Here is a 19,016-nt window from a genome sequence, read left to right as displayed (position 1 = left end):
TCCAATACTTGGAACGCGCGCTCGGGTCTGCGGGCGGGCGCGACTAGTGTCACGGCTATGACTACAACCCAGACATATCACATCGCCGTCATCCCCGGCGATGGCATCGGCAAGGAAATCATTCCGGTCGCGCAGGCGGCCCTCGATAAGGCGGCTGAAGGCGCGGCGCACTTCGAATACGAGCCCTTCGACCTCGGTGCCGAACGCTATCTGCGCGACGGCGCGATTTTGCCGGACGAGGACCTCGAGCGCATCAAGCGCACCGACGCCATCCTGCTCGGTGCCATCGGCGATCCGCGCATCAAGGCGGGCATCCTGGAGCGCGGCCTGCTGCTCAAGCTGCGGTTCGCGCTTGACCAGTATGTGAACCTGCGCCCCTCCAAGCTCTACAAGGGCGTCACTTCGCCGCTTGCCAACCCCGGCGACATCGACTTCGTTGTCGTGCGTGAAGGCACCGAAGGGCTGTACTGCGGCGCGGGCGGCGCGATTCGACGCGACACGCCGGCAGAGGTCGCCACCGAGGTATCGCTCAACACCGCGTATGGCGTCGAGCGCGTCGTGCGCTACGCCTTCGAGCTGGCGATGAAGCGGCGCAAGCACGTCACCCTCGTGCACAAGAAGAACGTGCTCGTCAACGCCGGCGATATGTGGCAGCGCATCGTGGACCGCGTGGGCGAGGAATACCCCGAGGTGTCGCACGACTACCAGCACATCGACGCGGCGACGATCTTCCTGGTCTCCGACCCCTCGCGCTTCGACGTGATCCTGACCGACAACCTCTTCGGCGACATCCTCACCGACGAGGCGGGCGCAGTCGTGGGCGGCGTGGGCTATTCGGCCTCGGGCTGCATCAACGCGTCGAATGAATACCCCTCGATGTTCGAGCCGATTCACGGCTCCGCGCCGGATATCGCCGGCAAGGGCATCGCCAATCCGACCGCTGCGATTCTGTCCACCGCCATGCTGCTGCGCCATCTCGGCTTTGAGGAGCCCGCCGTGCGCATCGAGAAGGCCGTCGAGGCCGATATCGAAGAGCTCGGATCCACGCAGCGCAGCACCCAGCAGGTGGGGCAGGACATCCTCGCCCGGCTGTAAAGCGCAATCGCGTGCTCGCTGCGTTGGCTAACGCTGTGTTGGTCAACGCTGTGCCGCACAATGCAATGCCATGACGCAGTAAGCATAATGGAGCAGTAAGCGCAATACAGTAAGGTTGTAGGCATGAGCGACTTCAACCCCGATAACGGCCAGCAGCAATACCCGAGCGACAGCTATGCGCAGACGCCACAGGCCCCTGTCGGCGGCGAGCAACCGCCGCAGCCAGCCCAGCCGACGCAGCCAATGCAGCAGGGTCAGGCCGGCCAGACGGGCCAGCAGCAGTATGAGGCTGGGCCAGCTGACCCGTACGGCTATGCTGGCGCGAACGCCGGTCCGAATGCGAGTCCGAATGCCGGGCAGCCGCAGTACGCTCAGCAGCCGTATGATGCATATCAGGGCGCGTACTACGCCCCCGGGCAGGATGGGTTCGAAGGCGGTTTTGCGCAGGGCGGGCAGCAAGGTCAACCAGGCCAGCAGTGGGGCGCGCAGCCTTACTCGGCGCAGGGCTATGCTGGTCCGGAGCTCCCGTACGGCTATATCCCTCGGCAGAAGCTGGTGGCCGGGCTCTTGGACATTTTCCTGGGGAGCTTCGGCGTGCATAACTTCTATCTGGGCAACACCGGCAAGGCGGTCGCGCAGCTGCTACTGACCTTGGTCGGGTGGATTATCCTCGTCGGTCCATTCGTGGCTTGGGTGTGGGGACTGATCGAAGGCATCCTCATCCTATGCTCCAACTACGGCTCGCCGTGGCACCGCGATGCGCGTGGGGTCGAACTCAGGGACTAAGCGGCGTAAACGCTGCTCGGTGAGCAGGCGGAAGCTTGGTACGGCTATTCGTACGGCGAAGGAGTGGACGCGCTCATGCAGATGAGTGACGAGCAGAGTACCCGTGAAGATGCCCGTAAGGGCTTCTCGCGCGGGGAATGCAAGCTCGCTGGCGGCAAGCTTGTGGGAGTCAATATACGTCGTGATGGCACCGGAGCCGTCACGCAGTGCCATCTTGACGGCGATTTCTTTCTTGACAGCGTCGATGAGCGGGAAATCGCGGCGCTGGTGCGCGATATCGAAGACGCGCTCATGGCAGGGACGCCGGTCGCAGAAGCCTTCGCCCGGCATCTAGACACGTCGATCGTCGGGATTGACGCGGCAGCAATCGAAGTCGCTTTCGCCCGAGCCGTGGGCAGCACTGTCGTGGATAGCACTGTCATGAACAGCGCTGCAAACAAGGTAAGCGGCGCTGCCGATGTACTGCGTGAGGACGCACTGCGCGACGAGGCGCGGCGGCGCTGGCAGGCCCTGCGTCCGCAAGTCATCCACGACATTGCCCGCCAGCCACAGGAGCAGATGGATATCGATGAGCAATGGGCCTGCGAGGTGGCTGCAGGAACGCGGCCGGCGACGCTGCGCATCTGGGAGTGGGCCAATTCCGCGGTGATCATCGGCCGTTTCCAGTCGCTTGAGGATTCGGTTGATTTGGCGGCCTGCCGCCGCGAGCAGATGAGCGTGGTGCGTCGGTGCACCGGAGGCGGCGCGATGTTCGTGGAGCCGGGCAACACCATCACATATTCGCTGTACGCGCCGAGGGATTTCGTGCGCGATGTCAGCATTGAGCAGTCCTACCGGCTGTGCGATCAGTGGCTGGTGGACGCCTTGGGCGGCATCGGCCTGGATGTGCGGTTCTCGGGGCTCAACGACATTGCCTCCCAGTACGGGAAAATCGGCGGAGCCGCCCAACGCCGCTTCCCGCCGCAGAGCGAGGGTCCGGGCTCGCTGCTGCACCACGTCACGATGGCGTACGACATCGATACGGCGAAAATGAGTCGTATGCTCAAGGTGTCTCAGGAGAAGCTGCGCGACAAAGCCGTGCAGTCGGCGGCCAAGCGCGTCGACCCGTTGCGCTCGCAGACGGGCATGAGCAGGGCGTCCGTAATCGCGCTGCTTATGGAATCGGCGCGGGCGGGTCTACAATAGGCCTGAGTCGATGAGGATTCACCTGTTCATGGAGGATGACAAGCGTGGCAAAGCCGAATGAGATGCCTGAGCCGGATAATATCCTGCTGCGTACCGCCTTGTTCAAGCAGGTATCCCCTGGGCAGGCCGAGGAGCTGCTGCCGCACTTGAAGCGGGCCACATTCGCGAAGAACCATTTCATCTTCCGCGAGGGCGGCGAGGACCAGCGCATATTCCTGCTCGAAGAGGGGCGGGTCAAGCTCATCCGCGAATCGCGCGACAATCGCGTGCAGCTGCTCAGCATCCATGCCTACGGAGAGGTGCTCGGCGAGATACCCGTGTTCGACCCCCACGGCGGGCCGCGCACCGCTTCGGCGGTCGCGATGACGAACAACACGCGCGTCGCCCGACTCGAACATGATGCGTTGTTCGCCTGGCTCGGCAAATACCCCCGGGTTGCTGTGGACATGCTGCAGGTGCTGGCCAACCGGATGCGCGCCAACAACGAGCGCATCTCCGACCTCGTGTTCATGGATGTGCCGGCGCGCCTGGCCAAAACCCTGCTGAGTCTTGCCTCGCGCTTCGGCGAACCGGTTGAAGCCGGTCTCAAGGTGCCGCACGACCTGACCCAAGAGGAGCTGGCGCAGCTGGTTGGCTCCTCGCGCGAGACGGTGAACAAGGCGCTTATGGACTTCTCCAATCGCGGCTGGATCGCGCGCGAAGGCCGTTCCATCATCATCTACAAGCCAGGCATGCTCATTCGCCGCTCCCGGCGCTGAAATCCGCGCGAAACGTATCTCGTGATGCGCTGCATCACCATTGCGTGCTGGTGCATCCCTTCGCTGCCCTCATTGGCGAATCCAGCGAATTATCGGCGTTCGTACAGCTTCGGCATCGCAACGTGAGGGCTTCGTTACGACTTCGCGACGGCGGCGATGCGGTAGAGACGCCCCCCTAGAATGGTCACCATGCCGAAGAAGAAACCCCTCATCGTCCGGCGCGTGCTTGCGCTGATTCTCGCCTACGTGACGCTGTGCGTCGCCGGTGGCGTGGTGGCGAGCTTATTCCTTGCGCCTGGCGTACTGGGGATGAACAGACTTACCAAAGCCGTCGTGCCGTCGCTCAAGGTGGAGGGCATCGACTTCGATGTGACATCGCTGCCGCAGAAATCGCGGCTCTACGCCTCCGACGGCAAAACCGTGCTGGCGTCGTTCTATGCGCAGAACCGCACGGTCGTGCCGATCAAGGACATCTCCGAACCGATGCGGCAGGCTGTGGTCGCCCGCGAGGACCGCCGTTTCTTCGAGCACTCCGGCGTGGACGTGCAGGGCGTGCTGCGCGCCTTCATCCAGACCTTCGTCAAGAAGGGCGACACCCAAGGCGGTTCGTCGCTGACCCAGCAGTATGTGAAGAACGTGCTGCTCATCAAGGCTCGCGAGAACAACGATCCGATCGGCGAATACCATGCCTCGGAGGATACGATTGCGCGCAAGATACGCGAAATGCTCATAGCCGTGCAGATGGAGAAGAAATACTCCAAGATGGAGATTCTGCAGGGCTACCTCAACATCGCGCAGTTCGGCACTGACAACCTCTACGGCGTCGAGACTGCGGCGCGGCGCTACTTCAACACCTCCGCCAAGGACCTGACCATCGTGCAGGCCGCGACCATAGCCGCCATCACCAAGAACCCGGCCGCCTTCGACCCCTCGATTGAGCAGAACCAGCCCGAGGCTCAGAACCAGCGCAACATCGTGCTCGATTTGATGTACCAGCAGGGCTACATCACCAAGGGAGAGCATGACAAGGCGCGCAATACGCCGCTCAAGGACACGCTGAACATCCAGGACAATGTGACCAACGTGGGTTGCCAGGCCGCAGGCGATGCCGGATTCTTCTGCGATTACGTGACCAAGCAGATACTGAATTCCCCCGAATTCGGCAAAACCGAGGCAGATCGGCAGAAGATGCTCACCGAGGGCGGGCTGGATATCTACACGACGATGGATGTGCACGCCAACGCGGCAGCCATGCAGGCGGCGCGCGACACCATCCCGGTGGATGATCCCAGCGGCTTCGAGGTGTCCATCGCCGCAATCAAGCCGGGCACCGGTGAAGTGCTCGCCTTCGGCAGCAACCGCATCTATGACGCCACGGACGCGGCGAAAAGCGATCCGACGCACACCGCCATCAACTACGCCGTCGACCAGAAGGATGGCGGGGGATACGGCGCTGGCGTCGGATCCACATGGAAGCCGATCAACATGGTGGCCTGGATGCTTGCGGGCAAATCAATCAACACGCCGCTCGTCACCTCGACGCGCTACAGCAACAGCTCCTTCAACTGCAGCCGCTACGGCGGCATAGGCGTATGGTCCGTGCAGAATTCAGGCGGCGGCACTACCAGCCCGGAATCGCCGCTGCAGGGCCTTGTCCGTTCGCACAACACGACCCAGGCTTCGATGGCGGCGCAGATCGGGCTGTGCTCGATAGCGGATGCGGCGAAGACGCTGGGCTATGAGAATTCGCCGCTTGGGCATGAGGATGTCTACGACCTCAATTCGCTGAACCCGCCAATGACTATCGGCGCGGTACAGGCCTCGCCGCTTACGATGGCCAACGTCTACGCGACCCTTGGTGCCAACGGCGTGGAATGCACGCCTATCGCAATCAAGAAGGTTACTGACAGGACGGGCAAGAATGTCCCGGTCCCCAAAGCCAACTGCCATCAGGCCATATCCCCTGAAATCGCCCAGACCACGGCCTACGCGCTGAATCAGGGCGTGGTGACGCCCGGTGGCGAGGCGGCCACGACCCAGCTTGACAACGGGCGCAAGACCTTCTCCAAAACCGGAACGAACGAGGACACCTACATGACCACTGCCGGGTTCACCCCCGGTCAGGTGGCGGCGTTCGTGAGCGTGGGCAATATGGAGGTCCCGAAGAGCTTCACTGGCATGACGATCAACGGGCGTTCGATGGGCAGCTGGTACGGCATGTACATCGCGACCCCGGCTTGGAAGGAGTTCATGAACAACTATCTGAACTCGGCCGGAATCCCGCCAGACAATAATTACGGCAATCCGGCTCCGCAGTACATGTCCGCTCCGGCTGCGGCTCCGCGCACGCAGCAGAGCACGCCGCAGCAAAGCACACCGCAGCGACGGTAGGCGCGGCATGCTCGTCCGGCTCGTCGGCCGTTCTGGCAATGCCAGGTAACGCGGAAAACGGGTCGTGGGAGAATTGGGAATTGAGCATTGAACTGTGCGGGAGACGAATCGCACTGAAAGCAAGCAAAGGATGACTGCTATGAGCAAAGCCACGAAACCAGAGACGCCGAAGCTGTTCGAGCCGCTGACTTTGCGCGGCCTGACCATGCGCAACCGTGTGTGGATGCCGCCGATGTGCATGTATTCCGTGCCTGATCGTGACGGCAAGCCGACCCCATTCCACTATCAGCATTACGTCTCGCGCGCACTGGGCGGCTTCGGCATGATCATCGCCGAGGCGAGTGCAGTGAGTCCGGACGGGCGCATTTCGCCATGTGATGTGGGACTGTGGAACGATGACCAGATCGATGCATGGCGCTGGATTGTCGAAGGCGTCGAGGCTGCGGGCGCGGCTTTCGGCGTGCAGCTCAACCATGCCGGGCGCAAGGCCTCGACAGGGTGTGCGGGCATCGGGTATGAAAACGCTTCGGTGCCGCAGGGTCAGGGCGGCTGGCAGACTGTCGCGCCGAGCGCGATTCCCTTTGGCGACTATGCTGAGCCTCGCGAACTGAGCGTCGATGAGATTCACGGCATCGTGGACGAATTCCGCAACGCTGCCGGCCGCGCGGTGGCTGCCGGCTTCCAGATGATTCAGATTCATGCGGCGCATGGATATTTGATTTCGCAGTTCCTCGATCCGCTGTCCAACAACCGGCATGACGAATATGGCGGCGAGCTGGTCAACCGCATGCGCTTCCTCATCGAGATAGTCGATGCGATTCGCGGCGTCATCCCCGAGACCATGCCGCTGACGGTTCGCATTTCAGCTACCGATTGGGCGACGAACGGCTGGGATCTTGAGGAGACGACCGAAACCGCCCGCGTGCTTAAGGAACATGGCGTCGACCTGGTCGACGTATCGACTGGAGGCATCGTCGCCGGCGTTTCCATTCCCGTCAAGCCGAACTATCAGGTGCCTTTCGCCGATGCGATTCGCCGCGATGCCGATGTGCCGGTGACGGCCGTAGGGCTTATCACCAAGCCGAAGCAGGCGGAGAAGATATTGCGCTCCGGCAAGGCCGACGCCATCGAAATCGGCCGGGCTTCGTTGCGCGACCCGTACTGGCCGCTGCGAGCTGCCGATAAGCTGGGCCTGAGCGCCGATCAGATTCCCTACCCGCAGCAGTATGTGCGCGGGGCGTTTGGCGACTAGGCGGGTTCGGCGGCTGGGAGATGCTGGGCTGTTGAGTCGCTGAACCAGTCACGGCCTTCATGACTCGGTTTGCATGACTGGTGCATCATATGCGATTAACTCGTCGCATATGATGCACCAGTCATTTTTTTTCAGGAGGCAATGCCAGGAGACTGAGCTGGTTCAGGCGTCGATGCCGACCGCGTCCGATACATGCTCGAAGCCGTCGGCGCGCAGCAGTTCGGCTAGGCCGCGTTTGAGCACAGTAATCTGCTGCGGGCCGCGGTACATCAGCGAAGTGATGAACATGACCAGGCTTGAACCGGAGCGAATCTTGGCATAAGCCTGCTTTGGGGTGAACACGCCGCCGACGCCGGCGATGGTGAAGCGGTCACCGAATTCACGATAGGTGTTGCGAATCAGTTCGTTGCTGGACTGGTACGCCGGGCCGCCCGACAGGCCGCCCACCCAGTCGCGCGGAATGCTCAAGCCCGTGCGGTCCTTGCGCAGATTGGCAATGGTGACTCCCTGCACGTCATGCTCGGCGAGCACTTCCAGCAGTTCGCGGAAATGCGGCCAGCCGGTGTCCTGCGGCATCTTAACCAGCAGCGGTTGCGGATGCGAGACGTTGTCCAAGACGGTGAACAGCCTGTCGAGGCTGTCCGGCTCTTCGACAAAGGGCTCGCCCACATGGGTGTTGGGGCAGGAGATGTTGATTTCCACCATCGAGCTGCGGCCTGAGGCCTGCTCGAGCGAGAGCCGGTAGTCTTCGATGCCTTCGTCGATATCGCCGACAAGGTCATCGTTGGTGCGGGCGATGGAGATGGACATGCGCATTGTCTTCGCCGCGCGTTCGGCCTGCTCGACGCGCCCGATGATTTTCGCGCTGCCCTCATTGGCGAGGCCGACATGCACGATCATCGAATCGTATTCAGGCAGCCGGTGGAACCAGGGCTTCGCATTGCCCAGGCAGGGGCGGGAAGTGATGGAGCCGACCGTTTCGAAGCCGAAGCCGGCATTGTCCATAAGCACGGGCATATCGCAGTTTTTGTCAAGCCCGGCCGACAGTCCGAAAGGATTGGCGAAATCGAGGCCAAGAGCTTCGGTTTCCAGAATCGGATCGGTGTAGTCGATCGTCTCGCGCAGCAGCCACATGAGCGGCGTGATGCCTTTGGTCAGGCGGCAGAAGTCGACCATGTTCTCATGCGCCTCGTCCGGGGCGTGGTTGAACACGAAATGCGGCTTGACGACATGCTTGTACCCGAAGGTGACCATGTCGGTCGCAGCCTTGTTCAGTGCGTCGTGCCAGTAATTCGTCGAAACATAACCCATGACCACATTGTGCCACTGGTGCGAGAGAACGACACCCAGGCGGATGCTGTGTACCTTTCTGCGCTGCGGCAAAGGAGGTGCGAGGCCGCATGATTTACGCTGCCGGCAAGAGCTGCAAAGTGACGCGGCTGTGGACAATGAGGCGGCGACGCTTGTACAGTGAAGCCGTGAGAATCAGACAGGACGCGGACGCGGCGGCTGCGCAGCCACGCGATGGGCGAACGAGCAGTGGGAGCGCGGCGAACGATGCCGCTGCTGCTGCTGCTGCGGTGGCTGGCGACTTGGCGCATGATGGCGCTGTGCATGATGAAGATGTGAATAACGATGCTGTAGACGATGAAGCGTTGGGCAATGACGCGGTGCATAGTGATGCATTGGGTGATGATGCCGTGGATGACAACACCGCAGGCGGCGGCGAGATATGCGTCATCATGCCGACGTACAACGAGCGTGAGAATATCGGGCCTACGCTGGCTGCGCTGTTCGAGTGGAATCCGCAGGTGCACGTGCTGGTCGTCGACGACGCTTCGCCGGATGGGACCGGCGAAGCAGCCGAAGCCATAGCGGCCGGCGAGCCGCGCCTGCATGTGCTGCACCGGGAGGGCAAGAACGGGCTGGGGCCGGCATATCTGGCGGGTTTCAATTGGGCGCTGAAACGTGGCTATGCCACGCTGTGCTCGATGGATATGGACGGCTCGCATCGCGCGCAGGATCTGCATGCGATGCTGCGGGTCATAGCCGATAATCCGCATGTCGACCTGGTGATTGGTTCGCGCCGCATTCCGGGCGGGCGCACTGAAGGCTGGTCGCGGCACCGCAACTGGATTTCGAGCGCCGGCTCGTGGTATGCGCGCACGATGCTCGGCCTTGGCGTACGCGATATGACGTCGGGCCTGCGCGCCTACCGCGCCCGGATTCTACGCGCGTCGGGCCTGCGCTCGGTTGAGGCGAACGGCTACGTCTTCCAGATCGATATGACCCGGCGTGTGGCGGCGGCAGGCGGAAGCATCGTCGAGGTGCCGATCGTCTTTCCGGAGCGAGTGCATGGGCGCTCGAAGATGGGCATTGGCATCGTGGTTGAGGCGATGCGACGCGTGACCGGATGGGGGTTGCGGCGGCTGTTCGGCCGGAGCTGACCAGAACTGATAAGGCTCAGCGATGTGAAGTCATGTTCGGTTAAAAGTATGTTTTGTTTGACTTTCTGGAAAATATGTGCGATAATGTTCATATGATTTCGTCACAACGTCAGCATCTCATACTGAGCCGGCTGCGCACCCGTGGAGCCGTGCGCATCACTGCGCTGTCCAAGGAACTCGGCGTGTCCGCAATGACCATTCGGCGCGATATCGCCGATCTCGCCGATAAAGGACTGCTCAAGCGCGTCCACGGCGGGGCAGTGACCACCAGCACGCTGCTGAGCGAGCCGCTGTTCTCCGTAAAATCGCAGCTGGACATCGGTCTCAAGGATGCCATCGCGCAGGAGGCGGTCAAATATGTGGCGCCCGGGGATGTGATCGCCATCGGTGGCGGCACTACGGCCTACGTCTTCGCGCAGCACCTGCTCGAATCGCAGCAGTCGTCGGGCATCACGATTCTGACCAATTCGATTCCGGTCGCCGAACTGGTGCAGGCCTTGGAATCCAAGGACATTGAGGTCATTGTCACCGGCGGCGTCATCACCCGGTCGAATTCGCTGGTCGGGCCGATTGCGGACAAGGTCATCGAATCGCTGCGCGTCAACACGGTGTTCCTCGGTTCGCATTCCGTGTCGATTCCGCGCGGCTTCCTCATGCCGAACTCGCTTGAGGCTGCCACGGATATGGCGATGATGGACATCGCCGACCGCACGATCATTCTCACCGATCACACCAAATGGAGCTCCACGTCGCTTTCGCTGTTCGCGCGTTTCGACCAGGTGGACACGGTCATCGCCGATGACGGGCTCGACCCTGATTCGACGGCTAGGACCAAGGAGCTGGTCAAGGAGCTGGTGCTGGTCCATCAGAACGAGAACGCGCAGGAAGGCGAGCGGCAATGACGGCACAAACAGCGGCAACGACGGCCCAATTCGACCATTACACGCCGGGAACATATGCGGCGCAGCATATTCGCATCACGCCCACGATGCTTGCGGACGGGCGCGAGTTCTTCTATATGGACGATGACCCGGAGTATGTCTCCGGGCGTAAGACGCGTGAGCTGCACGACCCTCGCCCGTTGGCGTACCGTTTCGCGCCGCACCTCGACGCCGATGGCAATGAAGTGCCGTACGCCGCCCCGCAGATGCGCCGCGACCCGCTTACCGGCGACTGGATTCCCATGGCGACCGCACGCATGAACCGGCCGATCAACACCGGCCCGGGGGCCACGGCGAAGGGCAATCCGCTCGCCGCGCGCAAACCCGGCGATCCCTATCAGGACGGCGAAGTGCCGGACAGTGATTATAACGTCGTGATCTTCGAGAACCGTTTCCCCTCGATGGCGCGCGTGCCAGGGGCTTCCACTGAAGTCGGCTACGTCAACAACAACCCGCTGTGGGAACAGGAGCTTGCCGCGGGGCGCTGCGAAGTCATCTGCTTCGACCCCAACGAAAACGGACTGCCAGCTGATCTGCCGGTATCTAGGCTGCGTACTGTGGTCGAGGCGTGGGCGTTTCGAACCGCCGAGATTTCGCATATGGAGGGGATCGAGCAGATATTCCCCTTCGAGAATCACGGTCAGGAGATTGGCGTTTCGCTTGCGCACCCGCACGGGCAGGTGTACTGCTATCCCTTCATCGCGCCGAAGCTGGAAAAGGAACTGGTGCAAACGCAGGCCTATTACGAGCGCACCGGCGGCAATCTGCTGCACGACATCATGCGCAGCGAGATCGAGGCAGGGGAGCGCATCGTGATGCGCAACCACAGCTGGGTGGCCTACGTGCCGGCCGCTGCGCGCTGGCCGCTCGAAGTGCATGTCGCCCCGCTGCGCGACGTGCTGACCTTGGATGAGCTGGACGATCAGGAGCGCTGGGACTTGGCTCAGATGTATTCCACGCTGCTCAGGCGCGGCAATGCCTTCTTCGATACGGGCGACGGCAAGGGCATGGACCTGCCGTACATCGCCGCCTGGCATCAGGCGCCGATTCACGACGAGCGTCGCGCGCACTACCGGTTGAACTTGCAGTTCTTCTCCTTCCGGCGTGCGACGAACAAGATCAAGTACCTGGCCGGGTCGGAATCAGGCATGGCTGCCTGGGTTTCCGACACCACGCCGGAGCTGATCGCGCAGCGCTTCCATGAGATCGGTGACGTTGAGATCGGTGACGTTGACATCGATGACTAGCTGCTGTTGCAGCTGCACAAACAGCAGCTGCAACAGCAGACAATATATGCATATATACAAAGGAGTACCTATGAAAACCGTTCAGTTCATTGACGCACTGACGCATGACGAGGGTGTTGAGCGAGCCACCCAATTGTTTACCCAGGCTTATGGCGAGCAGCCTGATGGCGTATGGTCCGCTCCGGGGCGGGTCAATCTGATCGGTGAGCACACCGATTACAACGCCGGTCTGTGCCTGCCTATCGCCCTGCCGCACCGCACCTTCATCGCGCTCAAAGCCCGAAACGACACGACGGCGCGGGTTGTTTCGGATATTTCGCCGGGCAAAGTCACACAAGCCAATCTTGATGGCCTGCAAGCTGGCGGTGTGGATGGCTGGGCCGCCTACCCGATCGGCGTGGCCTGGGCGCTGCGTGAAGCCGGGTTCGCGCAGGTGCAGGGCTTTGATGCCGCCTTCACATCCTGCGTGCCGCTCGGCTCGGGCCTGAGCTCGTCGGCGGCGATGACCTGCTCCACTGCGCTGGCTCTGGATGACGTATACGGCTTGGGCTACGGCGCGTCCGATGCGGGGCGTGTGACGCTGATCAACGCGGCGATGGCCTCCGAGAACGACATGGCCGGCGCGTCCACCGGCGGGCTTGACCAGAACGCCTCGATGCGCTGCACGGCCGGGCACGCCCTGCTGCTCGACTGCCGCCCGGAGCTTACGCCGCTCGAAAACGTCTCTCAGCAGCCCTTCGATCTTGACTCGCTTGGGCTTGAGCTGCTTGTGGTCGATACCCAGGCGCCGCACCAGCTCAACGACGGGCAGTATGCGCAGCGCCGCGCTACCTGCGAAGAGGCCGCGCGCATCCTCGGCGTCACCAGCCTGCGGGTCAGCGCCGATGGCATCGTGAAGGCGGGCGATTCCTTCCAGGCGCTCAAGGAGACGCTGGACGCGCTGCCGGACGAGACGATGAAGAAGCGCGTGCGCCACGTCGTCACCGAAATCGAGCGCGTGCGCTCCTTCGTGCATGCCTTCGCGCAGCACGATATCGTGGCTGCCGGGCGGCTGTTCAACGCTTCGCATGATTCGCTGGCCTCCGATTACGAAGTCACCGTGCCCGAGCTGGATGTAGCCGTGGACGTGGCGCGGCGGGCCGGTGCCTACGGTGCGCGCATGACCGGTGGCGGCTTCGGCGGCTCCATCATCGCGCTGGTGGATCGGAGCCGCAGCCAGGGAATCGCGCAGCAGATCGCCGACGAATTCGCCGTGCGCGGATTCCACGCGCCCCGCGCACTCGCCGCCGTGGCCGCTGACAGCGCTCGTTGCGAAGGCTGAAACCGAGGGTTTGCACACTATGCCCCTTTCGTGACGCTTATCACGGGTTAGCGTCACAAAAAGGGCACTATGACAAGAGTTATGCCCCTTTCGTGACTATAACGTGGTATTAGCGTCACGAAAGGGGCATTATCTGTGGGGAGCTGCGCGGTGGCGAGCCATAATGCTGCGCCGAGGGTGAAGAAATCGTTGCAGAGCGCTTGTCTTCATAGGACGTTCACGTTGTTGCCGGTAGTCTGCTTAAGGGTTGATGAAGGTGACGGCGTGTCCGGATGACTATGGAGGGTGTATGACTCAGGCTCAAACGGTGGCGGATGCGGCTGCGCTTGACGGCAGCGATGTCGTCATCACCTCCGCGTACCGCACGCCGACCGGCAAGTTTCGCGGGAGCCTGAGCGATGTCAACGCCGTGGATATGGCGTCCCGGCTGGTGTCTTCGGCGCTTGAACGCGATCATATCGTCTCCAAATGCGTCGATCAGATGATTTTGGGCAATGTCCTGTCTGCCGGACTGGGGCAGAATGTCGCGCGGCAGGTTCAGATCAATGCCGGGCTGTCGGTCGACGGCACGGCGATGACTGTGAATCAGGTCTGCGGCTCCGGCCTCAAGGCGGTCCGGCTCGCCCAGTCGGCCGTGCTGCTCGGCGACGCGCGCGTGGCGATTGCGGGCGGCGTCGAAAGCATGTCGGGAGCGCCGGCTTTTGCGCCAAGAACCGGCAAGAAGGCATTCGATACTGATGACTGGCGTGACACGCTGTTCAACGATGGGCTCAACGACGCCTTCGAGGACTATGCGATGGGGGTCACGGCCGAGAACCTCAACCGGATGTTCCATCTTCGCCGCGCTCAGCTTGACGAATACGCGCTCGATTCGCAGCGTAAGGCGGCGCAGGCGTGGCAGGTCGGCTGGTTTGACGACGAAGTACTGCCGATCAATGGGCTGCTGCGAGACGAGTCGTTGCGGCCGAATTCGACCTTGGAAATACTGTCCGGTCTGCCCCCGGTCTATCAGCAGGACGGCATGGTGACCGCGGGCAATGCGGCGCCGCTGAACGACGGTGCGAGCATGGTGGCCGTGACCACGGCGCGCACGGCGTCGGAACTAGGGCTGACGCCGCTGGTGCGCATCACTGGCTATTGCGAGGCAGGCTACCAGCCCGGGCTGATGGGCTACACGCCGATTCTGGCAATTCGCCGGCTGCTGGACCGCTGTGGGCAGAACATCGGGGACATCGATTTGTTCGAGGTGAATGAGGCCTTCGCCAGCCAGGCTATCGTGGTGCGGCAGGAGCTCGGCATCGACCCGGATATCTATAATATCTCCGGCGGCGCTTTGGCACTGGGGCATGCGCTGGGGTCGTCGGGCACACGGATTCTGACGACGCTGATTCACAATCTGCGACGCACCGGGGCGCGCATAGGCATCGCAGCGCTGTGCATCGGTGGCGGGCAGGCCATCGCGATGGAAGTCGAGAATCTGGGCAGTAGCGAAAAACTTGAGGGTCAGGCATGACGAAATTCTATGAGCTGAGCACGGCTGAACGGCTGGACCAGCTGGTCGCTGATGGGCTGCTAAGCGAATCTGACACCGTTTTGCTGCGCGATGGTGGGCTGAATGCTGATATCGCTTCGCGGATGGTCGAAAACCATATCGGTGATTTTCCGGTGCCACTGGGTCTTGCTGAGCATTTCCTCATCGACGGCGAGCAGTATCTCATTCCGATGGCTACTGAGGAGCCGTCGGTTATCGCAGCCGCGGGCAACGCGGCGCAGCGAATCGCCCGCAGCGGCGGATTCCATACGGATTCGACGCGTGGCGGTATCACCGCACAGATCGTGTTCCGGAGTGGTCGATCGGGTGACAGCGTTGACGCGATTGACGAAGATGCTGATGGAGCTGATGCAACCCATGGCGGTGCCAATGGCGATATTTCTTCCTCAGCCATCCTTGCCGAGATGAATGTGGCTGGTAGCGCTGCCGATTCACAACAGACGAAGAATCCGTGGCGCGATTTTCTGCACGCGCATATCGCGCGAATCAGCGAGATTGCGCAGCAGGCCCACCCAACGCTGGCGAGTCATGGGGGAGGGCTGCGGTCAGTGAGCGTGCGGTGGACGGGCGATATCGGCGCTGTTGAGCACGGCACAATGCATGGTGGCATGCTGAACCAGGCAGGAAACTGTGCAGAAAATAATGCGAAGAGCGCTGCGGTGAACAGCGCAGGGGCATACGCAAGGACATGCACAGGCGAGTTCATCGAATTCGACCTGCTTATCGATTCGGGCGCGGCGATGGGCGCGAACACCGTTAACACGATTGCGGAGGCGGTGTCGCGCTATCTGGCAGATCAGCTGCCGCAATACGAGCTGCTGATGGCTATCTTGTCCAATTGCGCGCCGCAGCAGCGGGCAAGGGCCCGCGCATGTATCGATGCTGAGCTGCTGGCGACCAAGGATATGCCCGGAACTCAAGTGGCGGAGCGGATTGCGGCTGCATCGCGGTTCGCGCAGATGTCGGAGCTGAGAGATGCCACGCATAACAAGGGCATCATGAATGGCATTAACGCGGTCGTGCTGGCGAGCGGCAACGACACGCGCAATGTGAACGCCGCCGCATATGCCGATTTGAGCGAGCGGCATCGCACTTGGACGGACTGGCGCTTCGATGGCGAGCGGCTCATTGGCGAAATCGACATGCCGATGCCTATAGGCTCGGTAGGCGGCGCGATTTCCACGCTGCCGATGGCAAAGCTCACCATGCGGCTGCTACGCCAACCCTCGGCAGAGACGCTGATGGGCATCATCGCCAGCGTCGGTCTTGCCTCGAATCTCTCGGCGATGCGGGCGCTGGTGACTCGGGGCATTCAGGCGGGGCATATGAATCTGCAATTGCAGAGTCTGGCTATGATGGCCGGCGCGCAAGGCAACGAGGCAGAAGAACTGATTCGCTGGCTCCGCGCGAACCCGCGTCAAGCGAGCCTCGCCGCCGCGCAGGAACAGCTGCGGCGGCTGCGCGGAGAGTAATCAGCGTGGCAATCGAAAGCTGGCAATGCGCAGACGTGATGATAATGCATGTGCGCGCGTGCCACTGAGCCTGCAACGTAAAACGAGAACATATATGCATATATAAGGAGCAGCACATGAAGGTCGGCATCGACAGGATCGAGTTTTCCACGCCGAATCGCTATCTGGATCTGGTGGATCTGGCGCATGCTCGCGGAGCCGACCCCAACAAGTATTTGATTGGCATTGGTCAGCGTAAGATGGCTGTGCCGACGCTCAGCCAGGACATCGTGGCAATGGGTGCCAATGCGGCAGAGGGAATACTGGAAAACCTCGATGATGCGGCAAGAGCGTCGATTGGCTTGCTGATTGTCGCCACTGAAAGCGGCGTAGACCAGTCCAAGGCCTCGGCGCTATTCGTGCACGACCTGCTTGGGTTGCCGACCTCGATACGTGCCATTGAGATCAAAGAGGCTTGCTATGGCGGCACGGCCGGCTTGCAGCTTGCTGCGGATTTCGTGCGCGCGCATCCCGGTACCAAAGCGCTGGTGATTGCGGCCGATATTGCCCGATATGGCCTGAACACTGGCGGCGAGGTGACGCAAGGCGCCGGCGCAGTGGCGATGCTGGTGGGCGAGAATCCGCATATTCTCGCGCTTGAGGAGCGCTCGGTGATGCGCAGCCGCAGCACCGATGACTTCTGGCGGCCGAACTATTCCGCCGAAGCCTTCGCGAAAGGCAAATACTCGGAGCAGGTGTATCTCGAGATGTTCGCCGAGGACTGGCGCGAGGCCGAGTCGCTTGGGCTGACGCAGGTGAGCGGTCTGCAGGCGCTACTCTTCCATATTCCCTTCTCGAAGATGGGCCGCAAAGGGCTGCGCTCGCTGGAACCCATAATTCCCGCAGCAGACTACGAGCGGCTGACTGCGCGCTTCGAGAAGGGGATTATGTACGGTCAAGAGGTCGGCAATCTGTATACTGCGTCGCTCTACCTGAGCCTGATTTCCCTGCTTGAACAGGACGAGAGTCTGTGCGCCGGCGACCGCATCGGGCTGTTCTCCTACGGTTCGGGTTCTGTGGCCGAGCTGTTTTTCGGCACGTTGCAGCCCGGCTATCGCGATCGACTCAATTGCACAGGCCACGAGGCGCTGCTCGCAGCTCGCCAACGGCTTTCGATGGATGAATACGAGGCGATTTTCAGCGCCTCGCTGGTCACTGACGGTTCGCGGCAAGACATAGCCGATGGTGACCCGGCCGCTCCGCATGCCCTGATTTGTATGGAAGGCCACGAACGCTTCTATCGGTGAGATGTAGCTGCGCATTTGCCTGCCCTCAGAGCTTGTAATGAGCAGGCGGTCGACAGTTCGGTCGCACGTACTAAGCAGATTGTGGTGAATCACGGTGCTGCAAGCGTTGTAGTGCCAATGCGTCATAGGCTAAGAATGGCGGCATTCCGCCATTCCGTTGCGGGCTGGTTTTCGAGGCTACTTGGCAGAGTGCTTAATAGACGAAAAATGTGCTTAATCAATGATGCTAACGGTGATTCTGCACGGTACTTCGTTTGGTTTAGCTTGTCTTGTCTTGTCTTGTTCGGGCAGATAATTTCTGCTCGGCAGGCCATTATTGCCTTCATAGACACGTATTAAGCACTTTTTTCGTCTATTAAGCACCTCAGCGAAGTACAAGCCCAATGTACTGTTTTGGGATCCTTGGAATTCCGCCATTCCTCGGAAAAGGCAATGTCTAGGGAAGTCTTTCGCATGCGGTTTCAGTTGGTAAAGTGCTTAATAAATAATGAGCACGACGGTAAACAGCGATAAAGCAGACAGTTGGCAGCGGCGCAAGATCGACAGCATTATCAAGTAAGGGTTGTTGGGAATGCTGTCGTTGGGAATGCGCGAGTCTGCATAGGCGCGGGGAAACAGGCAGCGTTGTTGCGAAGATGCAGAGACGTCCAATCTCATATGATGATGCCCCGCACAAGCATTTGGCTTGTGCAGGGCATCTGTTCAAACATCGCATGTGCGAGTCGGTTCAGCGGTTTACTTCCACTGACCTATCGCTCGACGACTGCGCTTCAGCGGTCGCTGGTGCGCTGGGCGTCGCGGTGATAGTCGCGGCGGCCACGGTCGTCATAGGAGGAGTGACGGCGGTTGTCGGAGTGGCGATAGTCGCCGGAGCCGCGATGCGACTGGTCTTCGCGCCTGTCATAGGACTCGGCGTGGTTGCGGCGCTTGTCGCTGCGGCCGTCGAAGGGCTTCGACCAATCGTCGTTGTCGGCGTCAGTATGACGGGATTCGGCGTGATCGTGGAAGTCCCTGCGCGAGTCGAATTTGGAATCGTTGCGGAAGTTGCGGTGCGAGTCGTGCGAACGCGGTCCACGATTGAAATCGCCATCGCGATGTCCGCCACGGCGGTCGTCGCGATAGTCAGAGCGATCAGAGCGGTCGAATCCATTGGAACGCTCGGCATCATCCGAACGATCAAAACGATCGGCATGCTCGAAGCGGTCGGAACGGCGGAAGCGGTTGCCCCGCCCTGAATGACGGCGATCCGAACCATCGCGATTGTCACGCGAACCGTATCCGCG

15 protein-coding genes are annotated in these 19,016 nt (G+C 61.4%); 14 read left to right on the top strand and 1 reads right to left on the bottom strand.

Going from position 1 to position 19,016, the window contains the following annotated elements; all coding sequences use genetic code 11:
- Positions 1–57 precede the first annotated feature (57 nt).
- From LKK40_RS01875 to LKK40_RS01850, 6 genes are all read left to right on the top strand, one after another.
- Complete coding sequence (locus LKK40_RS01875; RefSeq protein ID WP_304308707.1) at positions 58–1,095, top strand: 3-isopropylmalate dehydrogenase; 1,038 nt, start codon at positions 58–60, stop codon at positions 1,093–1,095.
- Between the two features lie 123 nt (positions 1,096–1,218).
- Positions 1,219–1,881: a TM2 domain-containing protein gene (locus tag LKK40_RS01870; protein WP_304308706.1), complete on the top strand. Its 663-nt coding sequence runs from the start codon at positions 1,219–1,221 to the stop codon at positions 1,879–1,881.
- A gap of 75 nt (positions 1,882–1,956) precedes the next feature.
- Positions 1,957–3,066, top strand: coding sequence for a lipoate--protein ligase family protein (locus LKK40_RS01865; RefSeq protein WP_304308704.1), 1,110 nt, complete (start codon positions 1,957–1,959; stop codon positions 3,064–3,066).
- A 35-nt stretch (positions 3,067–3,101) separates the two neighbouring features.
- Positions 3,102–3,824, top strand: coding sequence for a Crp/Fnr family transcriptional regulator (locus tag LKK40_RS01860; RefSeq protein WP_304308702.1), 723 nt, complete (start codon positions 3,102–3,104; stop codon positions 3,822–3,824).
- A gap of 189 nt (positions 3,825–4,013) precedes the next feature.
- The gene (locus LKK40_RS01855; protein WP_304308701.1) at positions 4,014–6,215 is read left to right on the top strand and encodes a transglycosylase domain-containing protein; all 2,202 of its coding nucleotides are present in this window, start codon (positions 4,014–4,016) and stop codon (positions 6,213–6,215) included.
- Positions 6,216–6,354: 139 nt separating this feature from the next.
- Entirely contained in the window at positions 6,355–7,467 is a 1,113-nt protein-coding gene (locus LKK40_RS01850) for an NADH:flavin oxidoreductase/NADH oxidase (protein WP_304308699.1), read from the top strand.
- A 162-nt stretch (positions 7,468–7,629) separates the two neighbouring features.
- Here the strand turns inward: LKK40_RS01850 and LKK40_RS01845 are convergent, their stop codons facing one another.
- Complete coding sequence (locus LKK40_RS01845; RefSeq protein WP_304308697.1) at positions 7,630–8,778, bottom strand: quinone-dependent dihydroorotate dehydrogenase; 1,149 nt, start codon at positions 8,776–8,778, stop codon at positions 7,630–7,632.
- Between the two features lie 431 nt (positions 8,779–9,209).
- On the opposite strand from LKK40_RS01845, the gene LKK40_RS01840 reads away from it, so the two are divergent.
- The 8 genes from LKK40_RS01840 to LKK40_RS01805 all read left to right on the top strand — a co-directional run bounded on the left by LKK40_RS01840 (position 9,210) and on the right by LKK40_RS01805 (position 18,968).
- On the top strand, positions 9,210–9,914 hold the full coding sequence (locus tag LKK40_RS01840; protein WP_304308947.1) for a polyprenol monophosphomannose synthase: 705 nt from the start codon (positions 9,210–9,212) through the stop codon (positions 9,912–9,914).
- Between the two features lie 92 nt (positions 9,915–10,006).
- Positions 10,007–10,816 carry a DeoR/GlpR family DNA-binding transcription regulator gene (locus LKK40_RS01835; protein WP_152581090.1) on the top strand — a complete coding sequence of 270 codons (810 nt, stop codon included), beginning with the start codon at positions 10,007–10,009 and terminating at the stop codon, positions 10,814–10,816.
- Entirely contained in the window at positions 10,813–12,102 is a 1,290-nt protein-coding gene (gene galT / locus LKK40_RS01830) for a galactose-1-phosphate uridylyltransferase (protein WP_304308694.1), read from the top strand. Before LKK40_RS01835 ends, galT begins: the two co-directional genes overlap by 4 nt.
- A 70-nt stretch (positions 12,103–12,172) precedes the next feature.
- Positions 12,173–13,423 carry a galactokinase gene (gene galK, locus LKK40_RS01825; RefSeq protein WP_304308692.1) on the top strand — a complete coding sequence of 417 codons (1,251 nt, stop codon included), beginning with the start codon at positions 12,173–12,175 and terminating at the stop codon, positions 13,421–13,423.
- A gap of 289 nt (positions 13,424–13,712) precedes the next feature.
- On the top strand, positions 13,713–14,936 hold the full coding sequence (locus LKK40_RS01820; RefSeq protein ID WP_304308691.1) for a thiolase family protein: 1,224 nt from the start codon (positions 13,713–13,715) through the stop codon (positions 14,934–14,936).
- Positions 14,933–16,447 (top strand): hypothetical protein, encoded by a 1,515-nt coding sequence (locus LKK40_RS01815; protein ID WP_304308690.1) that lies wholly within the window; start codon positions 14,933–14,935, stop codon positions 16,445–16,447. The genes LKK40_RS01820 and LKK40_RS01815 overlap by 4 nt, the downstream gene beginning before the upstream one ends.
- A gap of 116 nt (positions 16,448–16,563) precedes the next feature.
- Entirely contained in the window at positions 16,564–17,733 is a 1,170-nt protein-coding gene (locus LKK40_RS01810; protein WP_304308688.1) for a hydroxymethylglutaryl-CoA synthase, read from the top strand.
- Positions 17,734–18,446: 713 nt separating this feature from the next.
- Positions 18,447–18,968, top strand: a complete 522-nt coding sequence (locus LKK40_RS01805) for a hypothetical protein (RefSeq protein WP_304308686.1) — start codon at positions 18,447–18,449, stop codon at positions 18,966–18,968.
- The last annotated feature ends 48 nt before the right edge of the window (positions 18,969–19,016 follow it).

The sequence above is a fragment of the Bifidobacterium tibiigranuli genome, assembly GCF_022655035.1.
GTDB classification, from domain to species: domain Bacteria; phylum Actinomycetota; class Actinomycetes; order Actinomycetales; family Bifidobacteriaceae; genus Bifidobacterium; species Bifidobacterium tibiigranuli_A.
The sequence above is the reverse complement of the archived record's forward strand: the minus strand, read 5'-3'. Positions and strand labels throughout refer to the sequence as shown.

Coding starts and splice junctions, on each gene's coding strand:
- LKK40_RS01805 (WP_304308686.1), top strand. CDS start 18,447: ATGTGCGAGTCGGTTCAGCGGTTTACTTCCACTGACCTATCGCTCGAC.
- galT (WP_304308694.1), top strand. CDS start 10,813: ATGACGGCACAAACAGCGGCAACGACGGCCCAATTCGACCATTACACG.
- LKK40_RS01835 (WP_152581090.1), top strand. CDS start 10,007: ATGATTTCGTCACAACGTCAGCATCTCATACTGAGCCGGCTGCGCACC.
- LKK40_RS01840 (WP_304308947.1), top strand. CDS start 9,210: ATGCCGACGTACAACGAGCGTGAGAATATCGGGCCTACGCTGGCTGCG.
- LKK40_RS01820 (WP_304308691.1), top strand. CDS start 13,713: ATGACTCAGGCTCAAACGGTGGCGGATGCGGCTGCGCTTGACGGCAGC.
- LKK40_RS01860 (WP_304308702.1), top strand. CDS start 3,102: ATGACAAGCGTGGCAAAGCCGAATGAGATGCCTGAGCCGGATAATATC.
- LKK40_RS01875 (WP_304308707.1), top strand. CDS start 58: ATGACTACAACCCAGACATATCACATCGCCGTCATCCCCGGCGATGGC.
- LKK40_RS01845 (WP_304308697.1), bottom strand. CDS start 8,778: ATGGGTTATGTTTCGACGAATTACTGGCACGACGCACTGAACAAGGCT.
- LKK40_RS01850 (WP_304308699.1), top strand. CDS start 6,355: ATGAGCAAAGCCACGAAACCAGAGACGCCGAAGCTGTTCGAGCCGCTG.
- LKK40_RS01810 (WP_304308688.1), top strand. CDS start 16,564: ATGAAGGTCGGCATCGACAGGATCGAGTTTTCCACGCCGAATCGCTAT.
- LKK40_RS01865 (WP_304308704.1), top strand. CDS start 1,957: ATGCAGATGAGTGACGAGCAGAGTACCCGTGAAGATGCCCGTAAGGGC.
- LKK40_RS01815 (WP_304308690.1), top strand. CDS start 14,933: ATGACGAAATTCTATGAGCTGAGCACGGCTGAACGGCTGGACCAGCTG.
- galK (WP_304308692.1), top strand. CDS start 12,173: ATGAAAACCGTTCAGTTCATTGACGCACTGACGCATGACGAGGGTGTT.
- LKK40_RS01870 (WP_304308706.1), top strand. CDS start 1,219: ATGAGCGACTTCAACCCCGATAACGGCCAGCAGCAATACCCGAGCGAC.
- LKK40_RS01855 (WP_304308701.1), top strand. CDS start 4,014: ATGCCGAAGAAGAAACCCCTCATCGTCCGGCGCGTGCTTGCGCTGATT.